At 65.1% G+C, this 24174-nt stretch carries 18 protein-coding genes; 6 read left to right on the forward strand and 12 right to left on the reverse strand.

Annotation, left to right across the window (positions count from 1 at the left end; translation table 11 throughout):
• Positions 1-25: 25 nt before the first annotated feature.
• The 6 genes from GA615_RS00990 to GA615_RS01010 all read right to left on the reverse strand — a co-directional run bounded on the left by GA615_RS00990 (position 26) and on the right by GA615_RS01010 (position 9094).
• Positions 26-1255, reverse strand: coding sequence for a heparan-alpha-glucosaminide N-acetyltransferase domain-containing protein (locus GA615_RS00990; RefSeq protein WP_152049393.1), 1230 nt, complete (start codon positions 1253-1255; stop codon positions 26-28).
• A 77-nt stretch (positions 1256-1332) separates the two neighbouring features.
• Positions 1333-4227 carry an FG-GAP-like repeat-containing protein gene (locus GA615_RS00995; RefSeq protein ID WP_152049394.1) on the reverse strand — a complete coding sequence of 965 codons (2895 nt, stop codon included), beginning with the start codon at positions 4225-4227 and terminating at the stop codon, positions 1333-1335.
• A 128-nt stretch (positions 4228-4355) separates the two neighbouring features.
• On the reverse strand, positions 4356-5444 hold the full coding sequence (locus GA615_RS01000) for a DUF1559 domain-containing protein (protein WP_152049395.1): 1089 nt from the start codon (positions 5442-5444) through the stop codon (positions 4356-4358).
• Between the two features lie 99 nt (positions 5445-5543).
• Positions 5544-5741 (reverse strand): hypothetical protein, encoded by a 198-nt coding sequence (locus tag GA615_RS01005; protein ID WP_152049396.1) that lies wholly within the window; start codon positions 5739-5741, stop codon positions 5544-5546.
• Between the two features lie 207 nt (positions 5742-5948).
• Complete coding sequence (locus GA615_RS28400; protein ID WP_261343907.1) at positions 5949-6080, reverse strand: hypothetical protein; 132 nt, start codon at positions 6078-6080, stop codon at positions 5949-5951.
• Positions 6081-6118: 38 nt separating this feature from the next.
• Positions 6119-9094 carry an FG-GAP-like repeat-containing protein gene (locus GA615_RS01010; RefSeq protein ID WP_152049397.1) on the reverse strand — a complete coding sequence of 992 codons (2976 nt, stop codon included), beginning with the start codon at positions 9092-9094 and terminating at the stop codon, positions 6119-6121.
• Between the two features lie 153 nt (positions 9095-9247).
• On the opposite strand from GA615_RS01010, the gene GA615_RS01015 reads away from it, so the two are divergent.
• Complete coding sequence (locus tag GA615_RS01015; protein WP_152049398.1) at positions 9248-10546, forward strand: PP2C family protein-serine/threonine phosphatase; 1299 nt, start codon at positions 9248-9250, stop codon at positions 10544-10546.
• A 24-nt stretch (positions 10547-10570) separates the two neighbouring features.
• On the opposite strand, the gene GA615_RS01020 is transcribed toward GA615_RS01015, so the two are convergent.
• From GA615_RS01020 to csrA, 4 genes are all read right to left on the reverse strand, one after another.
• Positions 10571-11023, reverse strand: coding sequence for a DUF29 domain-containing protein (locus GA615_RS01020; RefSeq protein ID WP_152049399.1), 453 nt, complete (start codon positions 11021-11023; stop codon positions 10571-10573).
• A 75-nt stretch (positions 11024-11098) separates the two neighbouring features.
• Positions 11099-11287, reverse strand: a complete 189-nt coding sequence (rpsU, locus tag GA615_RS28615; protein WP_126723855.1) for a 30S ribosomal protein S21 — start codon at positions 11285-11287, stop codon at positions 11099-11101.
• Positions 11288-11808: 521 nt separating this feature from the next.
• On the reverse strand, positions 11809-13059 hold the full coding sequence (locus GA615_RS01030) for an aldo/keto reductase (protein WP_152049400.1): 1251 nt from the start codon (positions 13057-13059) through the stop codon (positions 11809-11811).
• A gap of 287 nt (positions 13060-13346) precedes the next feature.
• The gene (csrA, locus tag GA615_RS01035; RefSeq protein ID WP_152049401.1) at positions 13347-13556 is read right to left on the reverse strand and encodes a carbon storage regulator CsrA; all 210 of its coding nucleotides are present in this window, start codon (positions 13554-13556) and stop codon (positions 13347-13349) included.
• 404 nt (positions 13557-13960) lie between these two features.
• Here csrA and GA615_RS01040 point away from each other — a divergent pair, with 404 nt between their 5' ends.
• From GA615_RS01040 to GA615_RS01050, 3 genes are read left to right on the forward strand one after another with little or no spacing between them, the layout of a single operon-like run.
• The gene (locus GA615_RS01040) at positions 13961-15172 is read left to right on the forward strand and encodes a hypothetical protein (RefSeq protein WP_161602094.1); all 1212 of its coding nucleotides are present in this window, start codon (positions 13961-13963) and stop codon (positions 15170-15172) included.
• 24 nt (positions 15173-15196) lie between these two features.
• Positions 15197-16213, forward strand: a complete 1017-nt coding sequence (locus GA615_RS01045) for a glycosyltransferase family 2 protein (RefSeq protein WP_152049403.1) — start codon at positions 15197-15199, stop codon at positions 16211-16213.
• A 60-nt stretch (positions 16214-16273) separates the two neighbouring features.
• On the forward strand, positions 16274-17818 hold the full coding sequence (locus tag GA615_RS01050; protein WP_235904964.1) for a hypothetical protein: 1545 nt from the start codon (positions 16274-16276) through the stop codon (positions 17816-17818).
• 109 nt (positions 17819-17927) lie between these two features.
• On the opposite strand, the gene mgtA is transcribed toward GA615_RS01050, so the two are convergent.
• Together mgtA and GA615_RS01060 are read right to left on the reverse strand one after the other, a co-directional pair.
• Positions 17928-20486 (reverse strand): magnesium-translocating P-type ATPase, encoded by a 2559-nt coding sequence (gene mgtA / locus GA615_RS01055; RefSeq protein WP_152049404.1) that lies wholly within the window; start codon positions 20484-20486, stop codon positions 17928-17930.
• A 151-nt stretch (positions 20487-20637) separates the two neighbouring features.
• Positions 20638-21873: a Glu/Leu/Phe/Val family dehydrogenase gene (locus tag GA615_RS01060; RefSeq protein WP_152049405.1), complete on the reverse strand. Its 1236-nt coding sequence runs from the start codon at positions 21871-21873 to the stop codon at positions 20638-20640.
• A gap of 271 nt (positions 21874-22144) precedes the next feature.
• Between GA615_RS01060 and GA615_RS01065 the strand changes: the two genes are divergently transcribed.
• Together GA615_RS01065 and GA615_RS01070 are read left to right on the forward strand one after the other, a co-directional pair.
• Positions 22145-22738, forward strand: a complete 594-nt coding sequence (locus GA615_RS01065) for a MarR family winged helix-turn-helix transcriptional regulator (RefSeq protein ID WP_201750070.1) — start codon at positions 22145-22147, stop codon at positions 22736-22738.
• Positions 22735-24102, forward strand: coding sequence for an efflux RND transporter periplasmic adaptor subunit (locus tag GA615_RS01070; protein ID WP_152049406.1), 1368 nt, complete (start codon positions 22735-22737; stop codon positions 24100-24102). Before GA615_RS01065 ends, GA615_RS01070 begins: the two co-directional genes overlap by 4 nt.
• The last annotated feature ends 72 nt before the right edge of the window (positions 24103-24174 follow it).

Raw genomic sequence — 24174 nt, forward strand, 5'->3', positions numbered from 1 at the left:
GTGGATCAAGGGGCAGTTCCTTGAATCAAAGGCGCAGGTAAATCTTCTGACGGTCCAGAAAGCGGACGAAGACGAGGGTGATGGCAAAGAAAATCACCAGGCCGACCATCGTCCACCAGAGGGGGGAATCCCTGGGAACAAAGGCATAAACGGTTCGTTCCACGATACCGTGGATGATGTAAGCGGCCAGGGGGTTCATGCCGAGCAGGCGGAACAGTTCGAGCGAGGCGCCGAAGCGATCGCAAGCGATCACGAACAGGCCGTACAGCGCGAGGGCGAAGCCGGTGCTGAACCAGATGAAGGGGATGGTGACGATGCGCTTGTCCATCATCCAGTAGTTCTTGGCCGGGACTTCGGGCTCGACCAGAGGGGCGGTGGCGAGCAAGTTGGCCGGGGAGCGGTCGGCGAGGCGGTCGAGGGGGGGGATAACGGGGGAGTTGGCAATGTCGATCGGCTCGCCGTTTTCCCGAGTGCGGCGGTCGTCGGCGGTGTACAGCGTGCTGAAGCAAGAGAGGGCGTAGGCGACGATCATGATGAGCGTGCCCCAGGCAATCATCCGAGCGGCGGCCGACCCTCGGGAGCGTCCGGCGGCGTTGATGATGTCGAAGGCGAGGGTGCCGGCGAGCATGGGGACCGACCAGTGCAGGAGGCCGAAGAAGCCGCCATCCCAGGCGCGGCGGCCGGACGTGCCCCAGAGGTCATCCATCCAGTTCGGCTGGCCGGAGACAAAGTCATAATTGAAGGAGTACGACATGAGGAAGTGGGCGGCCGAGAATCCGATCATCGTGCCGAATCGGGTCCAGGCCGACCGGGCGACAACAGGCAGGATGAGGAGCTGGCAGACGCCGATGATCGCCAGAACTTCCCAGGCGTCGGCCTTGAGCAGCTCGGCCAGCGCGCGGAGAACCCCCTGGCCGGTCATCTCGTCCCACGATTTGAAGCTGAAGCCGACGCCATAAACGACCAGCGAGATCAAGACCAGGCCGAGGCTCCTCCAGAGAATTCGGCGGTACGCGAGCGACGGCCCGACCTGATCGAGGCGGCGCAGGAGGCTGAGCCGATACGAGAAGCCGCAGGCGAACAGGAAGCTCGGCATGATCGAATCGGCATAGCTGAAGTACGTGTTATTGTGCTTCAGGACCGAGTGGATGACGGCGAACGCGCCGAGGAAGTTCACCACAAACATGCCCGCGACCGTGTAGCCGCGGAACTGGTCCATCGAGGCAATTCGGCCGGTCCCTGCCATCGAACTCATCAGCGATCGTCTCCGCGTCGAGGCCCGCATGACCAGGCCGATAAGGGTGATCGGGAACAAGGTAAAACGGTGAGCATTTAAGGGTTTGCCTGCTCGAGCGAAGGAAACCCGGGGAGCGGATCGGGCGTGGGATCACCTTCGCGGAGAAGGTATCCGGTGTCGGCGTCGAGGGAGTCGAATCGCTCGACGCGACCAGAGGGCCAGCGGATTTCGACCGAATCGATCGTCTCGGCATCGCCGAGGCCGAAGTGGAGGCGGCCGTCGCTGGCCGACTGGTAGCTGCCGCCGCCGAACCGGGTGGCCACCTGACGACGATCGCCGGCCTCGACCGTGACGATCGCGCCGACGGCGTCGCGGTTGGATTCGGTTCCTTCGAGCCGCAGGACGAGAAAATGCCCGGCCCCTTCGGTCTGGTTGTGGAGGAAGAGGAGGGGCGCGTTCTGAGCCTGAAGGATGGCGTCGGGCAGGCCATCGTTGTCGAGGTCGCCCACGGCCAGGCCGCGACCGAGGTAAAGGCGGTCGAAGGGAGGGCCGGGAGCGGGGCCGGGGTCGATCAGGCGGCCGTTGGGACTGCCGAGCAAGAGTTGCGGGGGCATGGTCCAGGGGTACGACGGGCGGCCGTCGTGGACGTGTCCGTTGGCGCTCAAGAGATCAAGCCGGCCGTCGAGGTTGGCGTCGAGCAAGGTCAGGCCGAAGCCGAGCAGGTGGCGGCTGGGGGCCTTCAGGTTGATCTCGCTTGTTTGATCGGCGAAGAAGCCGCCGCCGAGGTTCCGGAAGAAGGAGGTCGATTCTTCATAGTAGTTGGTGACGAGCAGATCGAGCCGGGTATCGCCGTCGAGGTCGCCGACGGCCGTTCCCATTCCGGCCTGGTAGTTGCCGTGGGCGTTGGCGGCGATGCCGGCGACCGCGCCCACCTCCTCGAACCGAAAGTCACCACGGTTCATGAACAGGAAATCGGCCGTCATGTCGTTGGCGACGAACAGATCGACCCGGCCGTCGTCATTCACGTCGCTGGCGACGACACCCAGCCCTCGGCCGGGGGTGACGGCGAAGCCGGCCTCCTGCGTGACCTCGACGAAGCGTCCGTCGTCGTTGCGGAAGACGCGGTCGGGCAGGGCGGGGAAGTCGATCGGATTGCAGGCATATTTGGTGGGGTCGTCGGGGTCGAGACAGGTGGTGTCGCCGTGCTCATTCCAACGGAGGTAGTGGCAGACGTAGAGGTCGAGGTCTCCATCGCCGTCGAGGTCGGCGAAGGCGGCCGAGGTCGGCCAGTCGCGATCGCCTCCGAGCCCGCTTGATGCCGTGATGTCCTCAAAGGTGCCGTCGCCTCGGTTGCGGTAGAGGGCATACGAGCGCCATCGGGTGACGAACAGGTCGGGATGCCCGTCGTGGTCGATGTCGCCAACGGTGACGCCGTGACCGTATCCGCCGGGCATGGCGGCAATTCCGGAGGATTGGGACACGTCTTCAAACGTGCCATTCCCCCGGTTGCGGTAGAGGCGGTCGGCGTTGGGAGTGTCGGGAGGGGGAGGAAACGGGCCGGCCTGCACGGCGTAAAGGTCGAGCCAGCCATCGCCGTCGAAGTCGAGCAGAGCAACACCCCCCGCGCCGGTCTCGGGAAGGACGAGGCGGCCGGGGATCTGGCCGTTGTCGTGCTGAAAGTCGAGCCCGGCCGAGGCGGTGGCATCTTCGAATCGAGGGATCAGCACGTCGGGGGGTTGGGAGGTCGATCGCGGTTCGTCCGAGGTGTTCGAGGCGACGCCGGGAAGCAGTTCGGCGAGTGTTCGAGGGTCGCGAGCGTTCGACGATGCCACCGCCGCGACCTCGGCCGGACGGCCCTCGGCGAGCGATCGCCAGGCGTCGGCGTCGAAGCGACGGCCGAGGGCTGCGGCCGTTTCCGAGAGGGCAGGGGCCTGGCTCAAGGGGTCGTCGCCGAGGAGCAAGGCGACATAGGCTTTACGATGCGCTTCGAGCCGAGAACGCTCGGCGCGGTAACGGCTCGAATCGTCGGGGCGTCCTTCCTCGGCGGCAAGGGCGGCGAGGCGGTCGAGGACCTCGGTTTGGCCGGGAGTCATCTGGTCGAGCTGTTCGAGGCTCGACCGTTCGAGTGCTCGGTCGCCGTTGCGGCGGGCGAACCAGGCGCGGAGCCGAAGGACCTCGGCCTCGGAGTTGGGGGCGTAGGGCAGGTGGGTGAGGGCCTCGGCGGCGTCGGCGGGCCGGTCGGCGGCGAGGGCCCAGTCGAGCCGAGCTTGCCAGACGACCGGGTCGTTTGGTCGGCGATCGAGGCAGCGGTCGAGCCAGTCTTTGGCCTCGTCGAACCAACCGGATCGGGTGGCCAGGTGGGCCAGACCCAGCCAGACGCGGTCGTCGTCGGGTGCGAGGCGGTGGGCTTCGGTCAGGTCTCGGCGAACGGTCTCGACGGGGAAGGGGTCGACGTCGAGCCAGTAGAGGACCTTCAGCGCCTCGATCGGTTCGGGGTGCTCGTCGAACCCTTCGAGGAAGATCCGGCGGGCCTCGTCGAATCGACCCTGGGGGCGAAGCAAGAGGACGAGGGACCAGCGAGCCGTCGGGCGGTGAGCCCCGGCAATGGCGATCGAGCCGAGCAGCCGCTCCTCGGCCTCGGCAAGCCGGCCGCGCTGTTGCTCGATCTCGGCCCACTGGACGAGGGCCGGGCCAAGGTCGGGAGCGTCGGCAGGGATGCGCTGCCAGGCCTCCTCGGCGCGGGAGGGGTTGCCAAGCTGCTGTTCACAAAGGCCGAGCAGGTAGAGGGTTTCGCCGTGGGTGGGGCGGTGGTCGGCGAGTTCGGCAAGCTGACGGCGAGCGGTGGCAAGTCGGCCGTCGAGCAGGGCCTCGCGGGCCTCGCCGAGCGATTGCTCGAAGCGCCGGTTTTGCGCGTCGCGGACGAACCAGACGCTCACACCGAAGCCGACGGCCAGCACGAGAGCGGCCAGCCAGGCCCATCGCGGTCGCATGGTCTTAGGTCTCGGTGGCCAGGCAGAGAGTTGGGCGGTATGGGACTCGAGCGCACGACAATCGCCAGCCGGGCCCCGGGAAGGGCGCGGCTGGCGATGTGGCACGGAGTCCTCGTCACGACCGTGGATCAGAACTGGTCGGCGCTGAGGACTTCACCACCATTGATCGTGTGCAGCGCCTGCCAGACGCCGAGCGGGGGCAGCGGTCCGCCGGCCGCGTCGGTGTAGGGCGCGGTTCGGCCATTGTAGCGGACGTTCAGCGGGTTCCAGGAGTTGACGGTGTCCTTGATGAAGCGGACCGAGCCGTCGCAGAAGGCCGAGTTGACCCCGCCGGGGTGGAAGCTGTTGGCCGTGGCGATGAAGTTGGCGCCCACGCCCTGCTCGGGATAGTACTGAGGCAGGGTCAGGGCGGCGTCGACGCTCTTGAAGAAGTTCGGCGGGAAGATCGCGCCGTAGGTCGTGTCGCCGATCAGCCCGGAGGTCCACCAGTTCGGCCCGAACTGGTCGCCGGTCCCCTGGGCGATCCGGCCGTACGACTTGTCGCTGATCATGATGGTGTTGCTGGTGCCGTCACGAATGGCGGCGATGCCGAAGACCTTGCCACTCGGTTCGGTCGAGGCGCGGCCGGGGGGACGGCCGGCGTGCAGGAACAGACCGTTGTTCGAGCCATAGAGGCCCGGGTTACTGCCGAGACGGGGGGCGTGGTAGTAGGTGACACCGCTCTGGGCGGCGTAGCTGCTGTAGGTCATCGGGATCGGGCTGTCGTCCCAACCGTCACCGGGGTTTCCGGGGTAACGGAGACCAACAACTTCGGCGTCGCTGGGGCACCACAGCGTGTTCACGGCGATGCCGTTGGTGGTGCTGTTCGCGGCGTAGTAAATCATGATGCTGGTGTTCAGCGAGTTGAAGACGTTGCCCTGTTCATAGAACTGGGTCATCGCCACGAACGGCCCGAAGTTCTGGCGGACCCAGTTCTGGCTGGTGCCGAGCTGATACGAGTCCCCCATCGGGAAGCTGTTGTTGACGTCGTGATAGTTCTGCATCGCCAGGGCGAGCTGTTTCAGGTTGTTGGTGCACTGCGCGCGGCGAGCGGCCTCTCGGGCACTCTGAACGGCAGGCAGAAGCAAAGCGATGAGCACGCCGATGATGGCGATGACGACGAGCAATTCGATCAAGGTAAAGCCACGACGATTCGCGGCCGAATGCGTTCGGACCATTGGGGCAAGATCTCCGGACATGTGAGGTGAGGAAAACGGAGTTGGGTGGTCGGCCTCGATCGAGGCAAGAAAACGGATCGGGATGTGGGGACTGGACGATCAGTCCATCTGTCGACGCTCTCGGGGGCTCAGGTCGTCTCCGGTATCGGGCGGGTCGACGACGGGTGCCAGAGTGGTCTCAGGTTTCTCGAATTCCTGGGAGAATTCGCCATTCCCACCGCCCGTGCCGCCGCACCCGGCGAGCAAGAGGGGGAGGATGGTGAGGATGGAATGGAGGAGCGATCGAGTGCGAAGCATGGGTGAGGGTGGCTCCGAGAGTCAGCAAGGGAGAATCGTCCCGATCCGATTCGCGGCGTCGCGAGATTCGGCGGGCGTAGCTGGGAAATCGGTTCTCTCGAATCGAGAGATCTGACCCGACGATGTTCGAGATGTCCGGTGTTCCCAACGCTACCTGGGAAGAGCCGACAAGGTTTCAAGCGACAACCGGTCCCGAAATGGGCGAAATTAGATCAATGCGAAGGTGTTGAAAAAGTGTTCAATTCCCGCCAGCTTGGTTTCGAGCATGACGGCACTAATGAAGTAAAGCCCGGACGACGGCAGGTCAAGAGCATTCCGAGCGGAACGACTCGGATTCACTCGGCCTTCATGCGAAGTTGACTCAGATCAGGAGGTGGTCACGGGAACTCAGGGGCTTCGGACGCGTCGGAAACCGAGGCGCGGGGGGCCGCTCCTTCCTGGAGTTCGTAGAGGCAATTCACGCCCAGCGACGAAACGACTTGCGTCTGACCGGAGGGCCAGTGGATCTCGATCCGATCGATCGATTCCGAGGATCCGAGGCCGAACCAGAGCCTCGAATCGTTGGAGGAAAGGTAACTGGTGCCCGAGTTGAGCCATCGGGTTTGACTGCGGCCATCGGCCGTGACCACGACCCGGGTTCCGACCGGGGTCCGGCCCGACTCGACCCCGACGAGCTGGAGCCCGAGCCAGTGGCCCCCGTTGGTGACATTTCGCAACATGGCTGCCGGAGCACCACGGTGGACCACGACGAGATCGACGCGGCCGTCGCTGTCGAGGTCGCCCGCGGCTAGCCCGCGACCGACGACCGGGCGGCCGAGATAGGGAAACGTCTCGGTGGGGAGCCGGGTGAACCGGCCGCCGGATTGGCCCAGGTACAGTTGCGGCAGTTGCGGCATCGGGCTGTTGACCCAGGGTTGGTCGTCGACGTGGCCGTTGGCGACGAACAGGTCGAGGTGACCGTCGTTGTCGGCGTCGAGCGCCGCGGCTCCGAAGCCGGTGACGGCAAGGCTAGGAGTCGCCAGGCCGGCGGTCAGGCTTGCGTCGGCGAACTGCCCGGCACCAAGGTTGGTGTGCAGGGTGTTTGCCTCGTTCAAGAAGTTTGTGTGAAAGATGTCGATCAGGCCATCGCCGTTCAGATCGTCGGCGACGACCCCCATGCTGGCGGTGGCATGCCCGGAGCCGTCGAGCGCCAGTCCTGACGGCGCTCCGAATTCCTCAAAGCGCAGCCCGCCGAGATTGCGAAAGAAGAAGTCCGGTGAGGCGTCGTTGGCCACGTAGAGGTCGAGCCGGCCGTCGCCGTCGAGGTCGGCGATGGCCAGGCCAAGGCCGCGCCCGGCGGGGGCCTCGATCCCGGCCTCGGCGGAGATGTCGGTGAAGGTGCCGTCACCGTTGTTGCGGAACAGAAGGTCCTGCTGGGCCTCGTACATGCCCGGAGAACAGTGAATCGGCTTGCCGGAGTGATCGCGGCAGGGCCGGGGATTGGCGGAATCGTCCTCGACGTAGGTGACGACGTAAAGGTCCAGGTCGCCGTCCGCGTCGAGGTCGCCAAACCCTGCGGCGGTTGTCCAGCGATCCGAGCCGACTCCGGCCGCTTCGGTCACGTCCTCGAACGTTCCGTCTCCCTGGTTTCGATAGAGAACCGTGCGATCGAGACCGGTGACGAACAGGTCGTCATGACCGTCGTTGTCATAATCGGCCACCGCGCATCCCATGCCGTAGCCGAAGCCGCCGACGCCGGCCGCCTCGGAGACGTCCTCAAATCGCCAATCCCCGAGGTTCCGGTAGAGCCGATTGGGCTGCGGCGGGTCGTCGCGATCATAGGGCATCGGGCAGCCGTTGACGAAATAGAGGTCGAGCCGGCCGTCGCCGTCATAATCAATCAGGCCCACGCCGCCGCCCATCGTGTCGGCCAGATACATTTCGTCGCGGGGGCCATGATCGTATTGAAACGCGATGCCGGCCGAGGAGGCAACGTCCTTGAACTGGATCGGCGAGGAGAGGACGGGGGTTGCTTGGGGAGTGATCGCCGAGCGTTCGGCCGAAGCGACGGCCGAGGCCGTACGGCGGGGATGGGAGCGAGCGACCGGAGAGGGGGCGGATCGATCGGCGATCGCTGCCAGGGAGGATCGCGCGGGAGACGTGGAGTCGAGTGTGAGGGCCAGTTCGTACCAATGACGCGCTTCGGGAATCAAGGAGGCATCCCGACACTGATCGCCGAGGCTGGTATAGAACGACGCACTTGCCTCGAAGCCATGACTGCGCAGGTCGGTGAAGGTTCGCCGCAGATCGGCCCAGCGTTGCCGCAAGGTGTCGGCGCGGAGAGCGGTTTCTTCGGCCGAGGGATCGCCGACGGCGGCGAGGCTCTGGGAAAGCCGGTGGTGGGCCTCGGCCGACTCAGGATTCAGCGCCACGGCGTTCCGAAAACTCTCGACCGCAGCCTCGGGGCTCTCGGTTTCCTGGAGCCGTCCGAGAAAGAGCCACCAGCGGGCGGCGTCGGCCGGGGGATCGGGAATCGAGCCGAGGTCCTCGGGAAGCCTGACCGGCAAACCGAGCTGGGCGCGGCACTCGGCCAGGGAGAAGCGGCCGAGCGGGTCGTCAACCAGGGCCTCGGCGGCGGCTTCCAGATGCGGGAGAGCCTCGGTCAGCTCACCTTGCCAGAGCAGGGCAAGGCCGTGAGCGCGACGGAGAAACGGGTCGTCGGGGGATTGGCGGAGGAACTGTTCGATTTCCGGCCCGATGCCCCGGACGTCGATTTCGGCCTTGGTGGCTTCGAGGACCAGGTCGATCAGGACGCCGGGCTCGCCGGTGGCCTCGAAAATCTCCCAGAGGGCTTCGCGGGCCTCGGCGGTGCGAAGCTGGAGGCTGAGCAGGTAGATCAGGCGGCCTCGGGGGGAGACGGCGTTCGGGTCGGCCTCGGCGGCCTGGCGGAAGGCGAGTTCGGCGCGGGGGGCATCGGAGGCGGCCAGGGCCATCTCGCCGAGGAAGGTGCGGGCCTCGGCGAAGGCAGGGTCGTCTTGCCCGACGGCGGCGAGGGTGCGCGCGGCCTCGCCTTCTCGGTTCGAGGAGACGAGGAGCTGAGCGAGCATCAGGCGTGCCCGGCCGTCGTCGTCTCGGCGGTCGATCCAGTCTCGGAGCAAGGCTTCGACCCGGGGCCATTGCTGGGCTCGGGTGGCGTCGAGGATGGCGTCCCACGAGGGTTCGGCGGTGTTGGGGCGGTTTGAGGAGCTGTCGGGGCGGTTGCCTCCGAATCGCCCGTCAAGCAGGTCCGGCCCCCAGGTTCGGACTGAGCACCAGGCCAGGCCGCCGACGATCAAAAGGAAGGCCGGGCCGCTGATCCACCAATGTCCTCGCATCGTCTTGCTGCTCCGTCGCCGATCCGAATGCGTGTTGGGTGGTCGGGCGGGGCGTGCCCCCTCGACCCGAGCGAGTCTCCTTCTACAATAGTCAACCAGGAATCCAGCCGGCGACCCGGCGGAATCTCGGAACGCGAGGAGACCGGGCCGATCATGCTCCGCACCCAAGCCTTGTTTGACGCCAATACCGGCACCTGGCAGCAGCGGCTTGATCTCGTCGTGACCATGATGCGAGAGATGAGCCAGCAGAGCGACCCGGAGGCGATGGTTCGCTCGTATGGCCAGTGGCTCAACCAGATTCTCCCGACCGATGCCCGGCTGAGCCTGAGCCGGCGGGGGCTGGAGTTCCCCAGGTTCCGCATCACCCGCTATTCCGGCTGGACCGACTCGATCAACCCGTGGCAGCAGCGGGACCGGCTTCCCGAGCTGCGCGGCGGGCTGCTGGCCGAGTTGATCTACGGCGAGGAACCGAAGACGATCGGAGATCTGCAGGTGGATCCCGCCGACCCCGCGGCACCGTATCTTCAGGGGATGCGGTCGTTAATGGCCCTGCCGAACTTCGACCAGGGGGAAGCGCTGAACTGGGTGATTGCGCTGCGGGCCGAGCCCGATTCCTTCGACCCGGAAAATCTTCCCGAACGAGTCTGGATGAGCAACCTGTTCGGTCGGGCGACGGCGAACCTGGTGCTCCGGCAAGAGTTGGAACGGGCCTACAAGGTCGTCGATCGCGAGCTGAAACGGGTGGCCGAGATCCAGCGGTCCCTCTTGCCGAAGGTCTTGCCGACGATCCCGAGGATGAGCGTCGCGGCGCACTACCAGACCTCGCAATGGGCCGGCGGCGATTATTACGACTTCTTCGAGCTGCCCGGCGGCAAGTGGGGCCTGTTGGTGGCCGACGTGAGCGGGCACGGCACCCCGGCGGCGGTGATGATGGCCATTACCCACGCCGTCGCTCACGGACACCCGGGAAACCCCGAGCCGCCGTCGCTCTTGCTCGAACACGTGAATGACCGCCTCTGCCATCTTTACACGGCCGATGGATCGGCGTTCGTGACCGCCTTTTACGGCATCTTCGACCCGGATCGCCGCACGTTGACCTACGTGAATGCCGGGCATAATCCGCCTCGGATCAAGCGGTGCGCGGATGGGTCGATCGGTGCGCTGGATGCCGTCGGCGGGCTGCCACTCGGGATTTTTCCCGGCGTGAAATATGAGCAAGGAGAGGCACAGCTCGTCCCCGGCGATCAACTGGTGCTGTACACCGACGGGATCACCGACGCGACGAACCAGGACGGTCAGCCGTTCGGGCTCGATCGGCTCGACTCAGCCCTGATCACCTGCCGACAGGATGCCGACGCCCTGATTGCCTCGGTCCTCCGCGCCCTCGATCGCTTCACTGGGGGGCATCCCGCCTTCGACGATCAGACGATGCTGGTGGCGAAGGTGCTCTGAGGCGGTCGGCGGGAAGGCGGCCGGTCAAGAGTCGAGACTATATTCCCTCTCAAAGACGTCCTGCCAGGAGAGGGTTGAGATGGCGGATGAGCATTCCATCTCGGCCTCGGCCTCACGGATGGCACGGCGGAAGCAAAATTCCCAGAGCGATTCGATCACATCTCGGGAGAGGCTTGGAGTTTCTGCCTGGATCTCGATGATCTCATCGCGAGCGCTGGCAATGGTGGCGACCCAGCTCCGAGAGCGTCGCTCGGGCTGGGTTTGCCACTTGATGATGTGGGCCATCAGGCAAATGAGCTGGCTGCGGAGCGCACGCTTCTCGGAGCGGGACAAGGCGTCGATCAGCTCCTGAATGCCAGCCTCGGCCATGGCGAGATCACCGCATTGCATCGCGTGTTGAACGGCGACGGCGGTCAGGTAATGGGAGGATGCCGCAAGGTCGCGCCAGTCGATGGAGGGCTCGCTGCTCGAGGCCATCCGTCCGCATCCTCCCCGGATCGGGGCATTCGCTGAGAATCGCTCAGATCAGACCGTTCCCAAAGCAGATCACGATCAGACGCGGGAAGCCTGACGGGCCTTGCGGAGGCGCTTGAGCTGCTCGCGGCGACGGCGCTCGCTGGGCTTTTCGTAGTAGGCCTTGCGTCGCATTTCTTTCCGAAGGCCGCTGCGCTCGCAGAGTTTCCGGAAGCGGCGGACCGCATCCTGGATCGATTCGCCGGCACGCACCCGTAACTTCACCACGGTCGAGACCTCCGCATCGTGGGTTCCCGGAACGGTTTCGGGCGATTGGCCCGGATCAACGACATCGCCGATCGCGGTCAGCCCCGCTCGCCCGATGGGCGGGGACAAGGTCGGCGCCTCGCGATTCTTCGGAGGCAACCGGCAAACGATCAGTGTACCACGTTGGACGGGGACGTGCCAAGGGGGCGGATGGACAATACGAAAGGCCAAGGGATCATGGGGAGGGGATCGCGCGCAGAGACGCAGAGAAGAGGGGGAGAGGAGAGAAGAGAGAGAAGTCTCTGGGCAACGTGCGCCCACTGTGGGTCTCGGCGGCTCAGCGCGAGGTCCGCTCCAACTGTCTCCGGAGGTGTCCCCGGGAACAATCGAGCTGGGTCAGGAAGAGGTCTGGCACCTCAAAACTCAACAAAAAAACAGCCGGGCCGGGCCGAGTCCCCGAAGGGATGAAGGCACCGGCCCGGCTGGGCGTTACGGGACACAATCGCGGGGCGTCGAGCTCCGCGTCGGTGATCGGGTGAAGCTCAGGCGAGCAGGTCGTCGACCCTGGGTAAGAGCCTCGAGAAGTTCAGGCCGTTCGGGCAGGCACGGCGGGCGGCCTCAAGGTCGGCCCCTCGCCAGGAGCGCTGGGTGTCGGAAAGCTCGGCGTAGAGGCGGCGGGCTTCCGACTTGTAGCCGTGATGCTCAAGGTAGGTGAGGTAGCGGGTCAGGTCGCCGAGCGGGGCCTCGGTGCCGGCGGCCCGGCTGCAACGGCCGTCGCAGTCGGCACAGAGGGTCATGCCGTGGCCTCGGCAGGCGTCGCGAAGCTGGTGAATCTGGGAAAGCTTCAACGGGCCGGTCTTGCCGAAGTCGAGCGCGGCGGCGACGTTCTCGCGGATCTGGTCGGTGTTGCGCATCGAGACGCAGGTGGTGGTGATGCGTTCGTCGGACCAGATCGCCTGGAGCAACCCCTGGTAGGGGCTGAACCCCTTTTCCTGGAGCATCGGGACGCGCTTCTGGGCCTCGGCCAGGGGGTCTTCGTCTTCTTTATAGGCGCCGAAGGTGCCGGCAACCTGCTTCATGGAGATCAGGCCGATCCCCTTTTCGTAGCAGGCATCGAGCGCCTTGTTCAGCGGGTCGTCCTTGTCGAGCCAGGGGGTGAACTGGAGCATGATGGCGTCGACAAAGCCGCCCTCGGCGGCGTTCATGATCTGCTGGGCTCGGGTCGCGTCGTGGGTGGAGAAGCCGACGTACTTGACCTTGCCGGACTTGCGGAGCGCCTCGGCGGCCTCCTTGAATTCCTTGCTCTTGGGCCAGTCAACCTTGTTCGAACCCAGGCCGTGGACGAAGTAGAGGTCGATGTAGTCGGTCTTCAGGTCGGCCAGGCGTTCGTCAACGGTGCGAAGCAGGTCTTTGGGATCGTTCACGCCGTCCTTGGTCACAAGAAAGATGTTCTTGCGGACCTCGGGCATCTGCTGAAGCCACCGGCCGATTCCGGGTTCCGAACCGTACGACTTGGCGGTATCGACCACCCGGATGCCGCTGGAATAGGCCAGGCGGAGCAGGCGATCGAGGCCGGGAGAGCGCCAGGTGCCCGCGTTAAGGATCGTCAGCTCCTCGCCGGTCTTGCCAAGCGTGCGCTTCGGCAATTCGTCGGCGGTGCGAGGGGTCACGGCGGCGGCAGCGGGGGCCGAAGCCGATCCGGCCACGGCGATCGCCGCGGCGGAAACCGCGCCGGTCTGCAAAAAGGAGCGACGGTCGAGCGAGCTGGAGCGATGTGGTTCGGATGCCGACATGGCGGGGGGGACTCCTTTGGAAGTGAGCTCAAAAGGCGGATCGGGTCCGGATGTGTCGTTTCGCGGTGTGTGTTCAAACTCCGTTTGAAACTACGTCCGTCCGGTCCGGGTGTCGAGCAAAATCTGGTGAAAGGAGAACCGATCCCGTCGGTGAGTCATCAAGCAGCACGGTCATGGATCGGGAATTCGAGGATGCTGTGACGGCGATCCCAGGGGGATTGATCCGCCGGCCGCCCCCGGCCCGCGCGATTGGCAATGGGCGCGGGCGGGGCAAAGAGCGGCCGGAATCAGGCGTCGGTCGCGGCGCCGGCACCGATGGGAACGTCGATCTCGCGGTACTGGCGGTGTCCGCTGAGCAACTCTTCGCGGTAGACCGAGACGTCGCCGGGGGCTTCGATGCCGAGGCGAACCTGATTGCGGTCGATCTTGACCACGGTGACCACGATTCCGCCGTCGATGACGATCTTTTCGTTCAGCTTGCGGCTCAGGACCAGCATGGGAATCCTCCGTGTCGTGCGTTGCGTGAGCCGTCGGGTGAAACACCGAGGCTTCTGCCTTGAAGGGCGACGTGGGGGTCGATTCCATCGTTCGACTCTCGCCCCGTCGCACGCTAGAAAGTGTAACGCAGCGGCCATGCCAGAGCCGACAAAAAGAAATGGGTGTTTCGCCGCAAATGTCTTTCTGAAATGGATTTAAATTTTTTCTCAAGTTTTGCGCGGTTGGCGTAGCTGGGGTGCTTTTGTACAGATTTCTTTCCCGCTCGTTCCCAAACGTTCCCTTTTGTGCTCAATATTCCCAAAACCGGCAATCAAGATGAGAAGCGTTGGGCGCACCTGAGGAGAAACGGGAAGTTTCGAGCGACCCGAGGGTGGTCGACCGGAGGCCATCGGGATCAGGGTCAGTGTCTTTTGCGGCTGAGTGGGAGGGAGCCGACTACGAAGGGAGAAGGCGAGGCGCCATTCCGCCGGGAGGGCGGATCGGGCACAATGGCGCTCTCGACGGCTCTGGGGACCGGGGCCGGTGCGTTGGGCAGACATTTTTCTGGGATCGGATGGACGAGTCGACCCGTCGGCAATGGCAGCGGTGGAAGAAACCGGCAATCCGGGGGGTGAAGTTCATCCTCGGAGCGCTGATCGTCTGGATGGTCGCGCGGTCCCTGGTCGGGGCCTGGGATGATCTCCGCTCGTATGGAGAGACCCTGGAGCCGAGCGTTCCCTGGCTGATCGCCGCGGCAGGGATCTATGTGCTGGGGCTCTCCTGTTTCGGGAACTTCTTTACGCGGATCATGGCCCGGAGCGAAACGCCGGTGCGGCTCGCTCCGGCGCAGCGTGCGTATTTGATCGGGCACCTGGGAAAATATGTGCCTGGCAAGGCGCTGGTGGTGGTGCTTCGGGTTGGCCTGCTGGTGCCTTACGGGGCCAGGGCGGCGACGGCGGCCTTTGCGACGCTGTACGAAACGCTGGTGATGATGGCGAGTGGGGGCATTCTGGCCGGTTGGATCTTCGTCCTCTGGCCGGGACCGCCGATTGAAGTGCCGATGGGCGGGGGCCGATCGCTTCCGGTCCCTCTGGCGGCGCTCTCGATGGGAATCGGCATTCCATTGCTCATTTTGGCCGAGGCGCGCATCTTCCCAAAACTGGCGATGACCGCCAGCATGCCGTTTCCAGGGGTCAATCGAGACGCCTTGCCCCGGTTTTCGGTCGGGTTGCTGGCCGAGGGCATCGGCTGGTCGTTGCTCGGCTGGACCTTGCTGGGGCTGAGTCTGGTGGCGACGATCCAGGGGATCGAGCCGGGCAGCTTGCCGGTGACGGGCTGGCCGATGGCCATTGCGGCGGTGGCGCTGGCGACCGTGGCCGGGTTTTTGGTGGCAATCTTTCCGGGAGGCCTGGTGATCCGGGAAGCTGTGCTGACCGCCAGCCTCGGGCCGGTGCTCGGGGCCGAGCCGGCGATTGTCGCGGCTCTGGTGCTGCGATTGGTCTGGGTCGTGGCCGAACTGGCTTGCTCGGGAGCCTTGATGGTTCTCCGGCCGCGTCGTCCGGTGGCGGGAGTGGTTCCTCCGGTTCCCGATTCGGTGGCGGGCTCGTCGCCCGCGTCTCGTCTCTCCGGATCGTGAGTCTGATCGAGATCGAGTCTTCGCATGATCAGTTTCGTCATCCCGGTTTATAACGAACGCGAGAGCCTGGCGACCCTGCTCGACGAGCTGGCCGGGATGGCCGCGTCGGAGAACCTCGGTCCGGTCGAATTCCTGTTCATCGACGACGGCAGCCGAGACGGTTCGTGGCGGGTGATTCAGGACCTGACCACGCGTGATCCTCGGGTCCGGGCGATCCGCTTCCGACGCAACTTCGGCAAGGCCGCGGCCCTGACGGCCGGGTTCAGCCGGGCCAAAGGGGAAATCGTCTTCACGCTCGATGCCGACCTGCAAGACGATCCGGCCGAGGTCCCCCGATTTCTCGAACTATTGAACCGGGGCGAAGGGCTGGACGTCATCAGCGGCTGGAAGCGCACGAGGCACGACCCCTGGCACAAGGTCTTCCCCAGCCGGGTCTTCAACCGGATGGTCAGCCGCCTGACCGGCACCCATCTGCACGACCACAACTGCGGCTTCAAGTGCTACCGAAGCGAGGTCTTGCGCGAGGTCTTCATCTACGGAGAACTGCACCGGTTTGTCCCGGTGCTGGCGAGTGCTCGCGGGTTTCGGGTTGGCGAGATCGAGGTGAACCACCGATCCCGCCAGTTCGGCCAGTCGAAGTATGGCTTCTCGCGGTTCTTCAAAGGGTTCCTCGACCTGATGACCGTCCGCTTCCTGACCGGCTACGGGCAGCGTCCGCAGCATGTGCTGGGCGTGCTCGGCCTGATCCTGCTGGCCATCGGGGCGCTGGGCATGGGATACCTGGCGGTCTACTGGATCGTCGACCACTGGATTCTCAACCAGGACCACCCGATCGGCAGCCGACCGCTCTTGACCTACTCGACGGCCCTGCTGGTCGTCGGCACGCAACTGGTGTCGCTTGGCATTTTGGCCGAGCTGGTCACCTCGTACAACCTTCGGGCCGAAGACACCTATAGCGTGGCCGAGGAAATCGATTCCGACGCTGACTCCGAGGCCAGTGCCTCCCTCGCGAACGACAGCCCCTCTCCGTCGTCTGCGTGACGCATCGCAGACCCGACCCACCTTCCTTGCTCTCCCGCCGATCGAGAGGACCGCGATCCGATGGCGTACTCCGAGCTGCCCGACACCGTTTACATGGAGCCCGACGACCCGAAGATGAGGCCCCCGAGAAGCCCGACCCGTCGGGCAGTGGGGCAGATCCTCATTGTCGTTTCAGTCGCCTTGATGCTCGGCGCCACGCTCAAGCAGAAGGCGATGATCAGCGCCAACGACATCTCACGATGGTGTACCGTCTGGTCGCTCCTGGAACGCGGCACCTATGCGATTGACGAGTGCCCGTGGCAGCTCGGCACGCAAGACAAGGTCCTGATCCCCGAGCCGTTCCCCCCGGAAGGGGAAGAACCGGTCAAGCGGTTCTATTCGAGCAAGCCGCCGCTCTTGCCGACGCTCATTGCCGGCATGCTCTACCCGGCCCGGGCGATCACCGGCGTCCCGCTTGATGCGAAGATTGAGCAGGAACGGTCGCTCCGGATGGAAGTGCAGAGCCTCTCCGACGATCCGCCGAGCGATCCGAACCGGATTCTCGAAGTCGACGAGGAACGCGGCTACCGGGTCATCGACATCACTCCTGAGGAGCCGGTCGAGTGGCCCGTGCAGGTGCTCTACTTCAATCCGGTCGTCGTGGCGCTGAATGTCGTGCCGATGCTGGTGATGCTGATCCTCTACGCTCGTCTGCTCGACCGTTACGCCAGCAACGACTGGGCCTGGTTCCTCGCGATGGCGGCGGCGGGGTTGGGAACCAATCTCGTCATCTTCTCGACAACGCTCAATAACCACACGATCGCGGCCTGGAGCGCCTTCTTCGCGCTCTATGCGTTCCTGCGGATCTGGGACGACGGGCGGACCCACTGGGGATACTTCGTCGTGGCCGGGTTCTTCGGGGCCTTCGCCGCGTGCAACGAGTTGCCGGCGGCGTTGTTTGGGGTCTTGCTGTTCCTGTTGATGGTGGTCAAGGCGCCGGGGAAGACGTTCACGGCCTTCGTACCGGCGGCTCTGGTGCCGATTCTCGCCTTTCTGGGGACGATCTACCTTGCGACCGGTGAATGGACCCCCGTCTATGCGAAGTTCTCGGAGGAAGGCCCCGATTCCCCCTATCGCTACCCCGGCAGCTACTGGCTGACCCCCTTGGCCATGGACTGGTTCGACCAGAACCCCGAGCCCTGGTGGGTGTACCTCCTGCACCTGACGATCGGCCACCACGGGATCTTCTCGCTGACGCCGGTCGTCCTGTTCTCCTTCTGGGCGATGTTCCGCAGCATGTTCGGGATCGATGCTCGGCTACGGACCTTCTCGTGGCTGACCCTGGTGCTGACGGCGGCGATCCTGGCCTTCTATGTGTGGCAGACGCACAACTACGGCGGCTCGACCCAGGGGGCGCGCTGGCTCTTCTGGCTCTTCCCGTTCTGGCTGATCTTGCTGCCGCTGGGGCTGGAAGGGGGGCAACATCGTCCCTGGGTTCGCTGGCTGACCCTGGCGGCGCTCGGGTTCGCCGTCTTCAACACGGGATACGGCCTGCAACAGCCGTGGAGCCACCCCTGGATCGTCGACGCGATGGAGCACCTGAATCTCTACGAGCTGAAGCGATAACGCCAAACGGCCGATTCTGCCTCGCCGCCTCCCCGTTACCGTGGACGTCCCTCGCGTAACGGGTTGAAGGCGGGGCGCGGTCTTCAGTTCGGTCTGGGCCAAGATTCGGTCAAGGGTGCGGGGGGTGTTCCCACCGGAAGACCCGCGTCTTGACCGCTTCGGTCGTCGCCACATACCCGAGCACGATGCTGATGACGACTCCCAGTTGCAGGGCCGAGAGCGGCACGAACCCGAAGAGTGTGCTCGGCTCCCCGAGGAACGGAATCGTGAAGGTGGCGGCAGCGACCGTAAGCGTTGACCAGAATAATAAGCGACTGGGAATGCTTCGGAACGCGGGCTTGCGCGTTCGCAGGACGAGGACAACCGCCAGCTCGGTTAACAATGAAATCATGAACCAGGAGGTCTGGAAGGTCGCCTTGTTCGCTGAGAAGACGAGCAGCAAAACGGCAAAGGTCAGCAGATCGAAGACCGAGCTGATCAGCCCGAACACGATCATGAACCGCTGAATCTCGCGGAGACTCCAGCGCTGCGGTTGAGAGACCCGGTCGGGGTCGACATTGTCGCTTGAGATGGCAACCGAAGGGATATCGGAGAGGAAGTTGTTGAGCAGGATCTGCTTGGCGGCCAGCGGCAGGAAGGGCAGGATCGGCGTCGCCAATGCCATGCTCACCATGTTCCCGAAATTCGCGCTGGTGGTGATCGAGATGTACTTGAGCGTGTTGGCGAAGGTCCGCCTGCCGTCCTGCACGCCCGATCGCAGCACGTCCAGATCGCGGCTCAGCAGGATGATATCGGCGCTCTCTCGGGCGACGTCCACGGCCCCTTCGACCGAGATCCCGACATCGGCCGCATGCAGGGCCGGCGCATCGTTGATACCGTCCCCCAGATAACCGACCGAGTGGCCGGTTCGCTGGAGCGCGCGGACGATCCGTTCCTTCTGCTGCGGATCCAGTTCAACGAACAGATCGGTTTGGGGCGCGAGGTGCCACAATGCCTCGTCCTTGAGCTTCGCGAGCTGGGCGCCGGTGATCATCGACTTCGGGTCGAGTCCGACGGCCTCCGCCAGGTGCGCCGTCACATAGCGATTGTCTCCGCTGATCACCTTGGTGCGGATGCCGAGGGCGTTGAGGTCGTGGATCGTGCGTTGCGCATCGGCCTTGGGAGGGTCGTGGAAGACGAGGAAGCCCCGGAAGGTCATGCCGTGTTCGTCGTCGCGGTTGTAGTCGTGCTTGGCCTCGATCCTGCGCGTGGCCACGGCCAGGACACGGAAGCCTTCGGCCCCCTTGGCCCGGAACGTCTCGGCCAGTTCCGCCCTGCTCGTGTCGTCGAGCGGGACCTCAAGGCCCTCGCGGTCGAGCGTCGAGCAGATGTCGAGCACGTTGGCAAAGGCCCCCTTCGTGATGATGAGATGCTGGGCCGCGGGCTCGTCCTCCGCCAGCACGATGGTGAGCCGCCGACGCACGAAGTCGTAGGGGATCTCATCCACCTTGGTGAGGCCCCGGGTCGAGCACCCGGCGCGCTCGCCCGCGGCGACAATCGCCGCATCGAGGGGGTTCCCAATGCCGGTTTCGAAGGCGGCGTTGAGGAAGGCGAGCCGTCGAACCTCACTCGAAGGCCGGTTTGCGGCGTCGAGGGTGTTGCTCAGGAGGATGGTGCCTTCGGTCAGCGTGCCGGTCTTGTCCGTGCAAAGAACGTCCATGCTCCCCAGGTTTTCAATCGCGTCGAGGTGGCGAACGATGACGCCGCGGTTGCTCATCGCTCGCGCACCGGCAGAGAGGGTCACGCTGATAATTGCTGGGAGCAACTCGGGAGACAGGCCGATCGCCAGTGCCACGGCGAACAGGAGCGACTCGATCAGCGGCCGGTCGAGGAGCAGATTGACCGTCAGCACGAACAGGACGATGACGATCATCACCCGGATGAGCAACTCGCCGAAGCGTCGCACGCCTCTCGCGAAATCGGTCTCGGGCGGACGAGCCCTCAACCGGGCCGCGATCGTTCCGAACTCGGTTCGACGGCCCGTCTTGACGGCGAGGACCTTCGCCGTGCCGCTCTGCACCGAAGCTCCGAGGAAGACCGCGTTGGTCCGCTCCGTGATGGGAACATCCGGGCGAACTATCCCCGGTCGCTTCTCGACCGGGAACGACTCTCCCGTCATGTTCGCTTCGCTGACGAGAAAGTCGGTCGCCTCGATGATGAGGCCGTCGGCCGGGATCAGATCGCCTGCCGATAGCAGCACAAGATCACCGGGTACGAGCGCGCTGACCGGTATGTCCTGCTCCACCCCGTCCCGAACCGTGCGGCACCTCAGGGCGAGGCGGCGTTTCAGCTCCTCGACCGCCGTCGATGCCCGATACTCCTGAAAGAAACTGAGAAGCGAACTCCCGAGGACGATCGCCAGAATAATCGCGGCGTCCACCCATTGCTGGAGCATCAGGGAGATTGCGATTGCGAACGCGAGGATCAGGACAAGCGGGCTTTCGAACTGGTGCGCCAGCAACCGAATCGTGCTCGACCGGGACGAGTCTTCGACACTGTTGGGGCCGATCCGAGCAAGCTGGGTCGTGGCCTGATCGGTTGTCAGACCGTCCAGCCCCGCGCCGAGGGTCGCCGCAAGCGCGGAGGCGTCCTGACTCCAGTAGGGGGGGGCACCACCTGCCTCTCTCATGCTCGAGTCTCTGCTCCAGTCGCAGCGGCCATGAAAACGCTCAGGCGCTCGCTCATCCCCAGATCGCTCAGGACGACGGTCCCGAAAGTCCCATTTCCGGCGACGGAAGTCGGATGGGCACGTTCCGAGGCGACAAGGGGTTGCGACCCGGTTAGATGCCCGCCAGTACCTTGGCCCGGCCGACGCGCTGAATCCCGAGCACAAAGGCGGCGGTGCGGAGGCTGACCCCCTGGCGTCGGGCGAGATCGAAAACGGCGGCGAAGCTCTCGACGTGGCGGCGGTCTTGCTCGGCGCGGATCTGGTCGATCGACCAGCGGAAGTGCTGGAGGTTTTGCACCCACTCAAAGTAGCTGACGATCACCCCGCCGGCGTTGGCGACGATGTCGGGCACGACCGGAATCTCGCGGCGGTGAAAGACCTCATCGGCCTCGGGCCAGGTGGGGCTGTTGGCAGCCTCGATGATGGCTCGGGCCTGGACCTCCTCGGCCAGCTCGGCATCGAAGACGCCCCCGAGCGCGGCGGGAATGAGCACATCGACCTCCATCCCCAGTAAATGCTCGTTGGTGCACGAGTCTCCACCGGAGAAGCCGACGACCTTGCGGTGGGCGGCCACATGCTGCTGAAGGCTTGGAATGTCGAGCCCCTCGGGGTTGCAGACACCGCCGTAAGCGTCGGAGACGGCGACGATCTTCGCCCCCATGTCGTACAGCTCGCGTGACGTGAAACTGCCGACGTTGCCGAACCCCTGAACGGCCACGGTCGTTCCCTCGACCGGCCGGTTCCAGGTGTGTTGCAGGAACTCTCGGGCGATGATTGCCACGCCGTGGCCTGTGGCGCTTTCGCGGCCGAGCGAGCCGTGCAGCTCAACCGGCTTGCCCGTGACCACCGCCGGCTGATGGCCGTGATACTTGCCGTACTCGTTCATGATCCAGGCCATCACCTGCGCGTCGGTGCCGACGTCGGGCGCGGGGATGTCCTTGTCCGGCCCGATGAAGTCGTGAATCTGCTGGACGAACCGCCGGGTGATCCGCTCCAACTCGGCGCGGGAGAGCTTCGTCACGTCGCAGTTGACGCCCCCCTTGCCGCCGCCGTAGGGCAAGTCAACGACGGCCGTCTTCCAGGTCATCAGGCTGGCGAGCGATCGGGCCTCGTCTTCATCGACAGTCGGGTGATAGCGCAGGCCCCCTTTGAACGGCCCCCGGGCGTTGTCGTGCTGGACCCGGTAACCGATGAAGTTCCCGATCTGGCCCGAGTCCATTTCGATGGCCACCTCAACCCGAAGCTCACGCTCGGGAGTGGCCAGCAAGACCTTCATGTTCTCGGACAGGCCGAGAATCGACGCCGCGTGCTCAAAATAATGATTCGTGGCCTCGAAGAAGGCATGCATCGGCCAGGCCACCTGCTCGCAAGGGAAAAAACTCAAACCACCAACCACGGGGCAGTTTGCCGCGTTGAATCGTAACTTGACTCCCCAAACCTCGCAAGGAACGTGCCCTCAAGGCTTCTCCGTCCCTCCTCGCCACCCTCTGGCCGATCCCTTGCCTGGCGTTGTATAACATAGGTTGACGAGATCGTTAGCCCACAAACTATCCCGCCGACGCCTACTTCAAAGAGACGGAACCTGAGGCCCGACCGATCCCCCCGCAAGGATTGGCCCGGTGCCTGGTGCCTCCCTCCTTATCGTGTTCTCCTTGATCTCGTGGTGGTGCGTGCTTCGCTACGACTTCGAACAAAGCCTGATTTACTCGGTCTGTTCCACGTCGTTGGCGATGGAGCGGGCCCTGAACGAAGAACTGGCGCCGCACGGCATCACCTATCGCCAGTGGCAGGTGCTCGGCTGGCTGGTGCTCGAAGGGCCGCTTGCGCAAGGCGAACTGGCCGAGCGCATGCGGATCGAGCCGCCGACGCTGGTCGGAATCATCGATCGAATGGAGCGGGACGGCTGGCTCGAACGCTCCCCCTGCCGGGAAGACCGCCGTCGGAAGCTCTTGCGGCTGACCGATCGGGTCGAGCCGGTCTGGGAGCGGATCGCCCTGGCAGCGCGTCGGGTCCGGTCCCGAGCCGCCGAGGGCTTCTCCGATGAGGAGCTGCATCAGCTCTTCGCCGGCCTCGAACGCATCCGAGGGAACCTGACCCGGCCGACTCCGCCTGCCGAAGACCTCTCGCCCGCCCTTGCCGACCACGCCCCCGAATCCCCCGCCGTCGTCCCACCGACGACCACGCCCGCCCTTGCCGAGGACCCTCGCCCATGATTGCCCGAGGCCAGAACCGACTAAATCTTCGCGTTCCGCAGGCCGCAGCCGCGATGTTCATGGCCCTGACGGCCGGAGCCGTGTCGTCGGCCCAGCAAACCGGGCCGACCCCGGTGGCGGTTTCGACCGTCGTCAGCCGGTCGGTGGCCGATGGACGCAGCTTTGTCGGTTCGGTCGTGCCGGTTCGTGAGAGTACCGTCGGCAGCACGGTTGAGGAGCGGGTCGCCGAGTTCCTCGTCGATGAGGGGGAACGGGTCGAGGCCGGCCAGCCCCTGGCGAAGCTGAGAACTCGAACCCTTGAGATCGAGCTTGACGGTTCTCGGGCCGAGCTGGAGGCCATGCGGCAAGAACTGGCCGAACTGGAGAACGGCACCCGACCAGAGGAACTGGAACGAGGCCGAGCCGAGCTGGCCCGAGCCGCCGCCCTTCGCGATTTCGCCCAGGCTGCCCGACGACGCATCGAGGGGCTAATTCGGAATCGACAGGCCAGCGCCCAGGAACTCGACGAGGTCGTCTCCAACGCCGAGGCCGCCGAGCAAGCCTACAACTCGGCTCAGGCCGCGCTCGATCTGCTGATCGCCGGCCCCCGGGTCGAACAGGTGGCTCGGGCTCGGGCCAAGGTTGCGGCGCAGGAAGAAGTGATCAATCGGCTCGAAGACCGCCTGGCCGAACATACCATCGTCGCCCCCTTCACCGGCTACGTCGTGACCGAGCATACCGAGGTCGGCCAGTGGCTCGGCCGGGGAGACCCGGTGGTGGATCTCGTTGAACTGGACCGCGTGGACGTGGAAGCGAGCGTGGTCGAGGACGACATCCGCTACATCTCCGTCGGCACGTCGGCGCGCGTCGAGGTTTCATCTCTGCCCGACAAGGCCTTCACCGGAGCCGTCGCCCTGGTGGTGCCTCAGGCCGATTTGCGGTCGAGAAGCTTCCCGGTCAAGGTTCGCCTGACGAATGAAGACGTCCACGGCACTCCGATTCTCAAGGCCGGGATGATTGCCCGCGTGACCCTTCCCGTCGGCCCCGAGCATCCGGCCCTCCTGGTGCCGAAAGACGCCCTGGTCCTCGGCGGCCCCAGTCCCCGCGTTTTCGTCTTCGAGCCTGCCTCCGATGGCAACGACCCGGCGCTGGGCACGGTTCAGCCCGTTCCCGTGACCCTTGGGGTGGCCGCCGGGGCGCTCGTCGAAGTGACTGGCCCGTTGCAGGCCGATCAACGCGTGGTGGTGCAAGGCAATGAACGCCTCCGGCCCGGCCAGGAGGTTCGCGTTCTTCGGACGATCGAGGTTGAAGCCGACGCACCATCCGAACCCCCTCCTGCCGACGCGACCCCCGACGATGTCGCCGCCGTCAGCAGCGGCGGCTGACATCCCGATGACCCCTGGGATGAGGCAGCGGACCAGGATCTCAGGCCAGAATCAATCATTCGGTCGTTTTCC

The organism is Tautonia marina (assembly GCF_009177065.1).
In the GTDB taxonomy this organism is placed as follows: Bacteria; Planctomycetota; Planctomycetia; order Isosphaerales; family Isosphaeraceae; genus Tautonia; species Tautonia marina.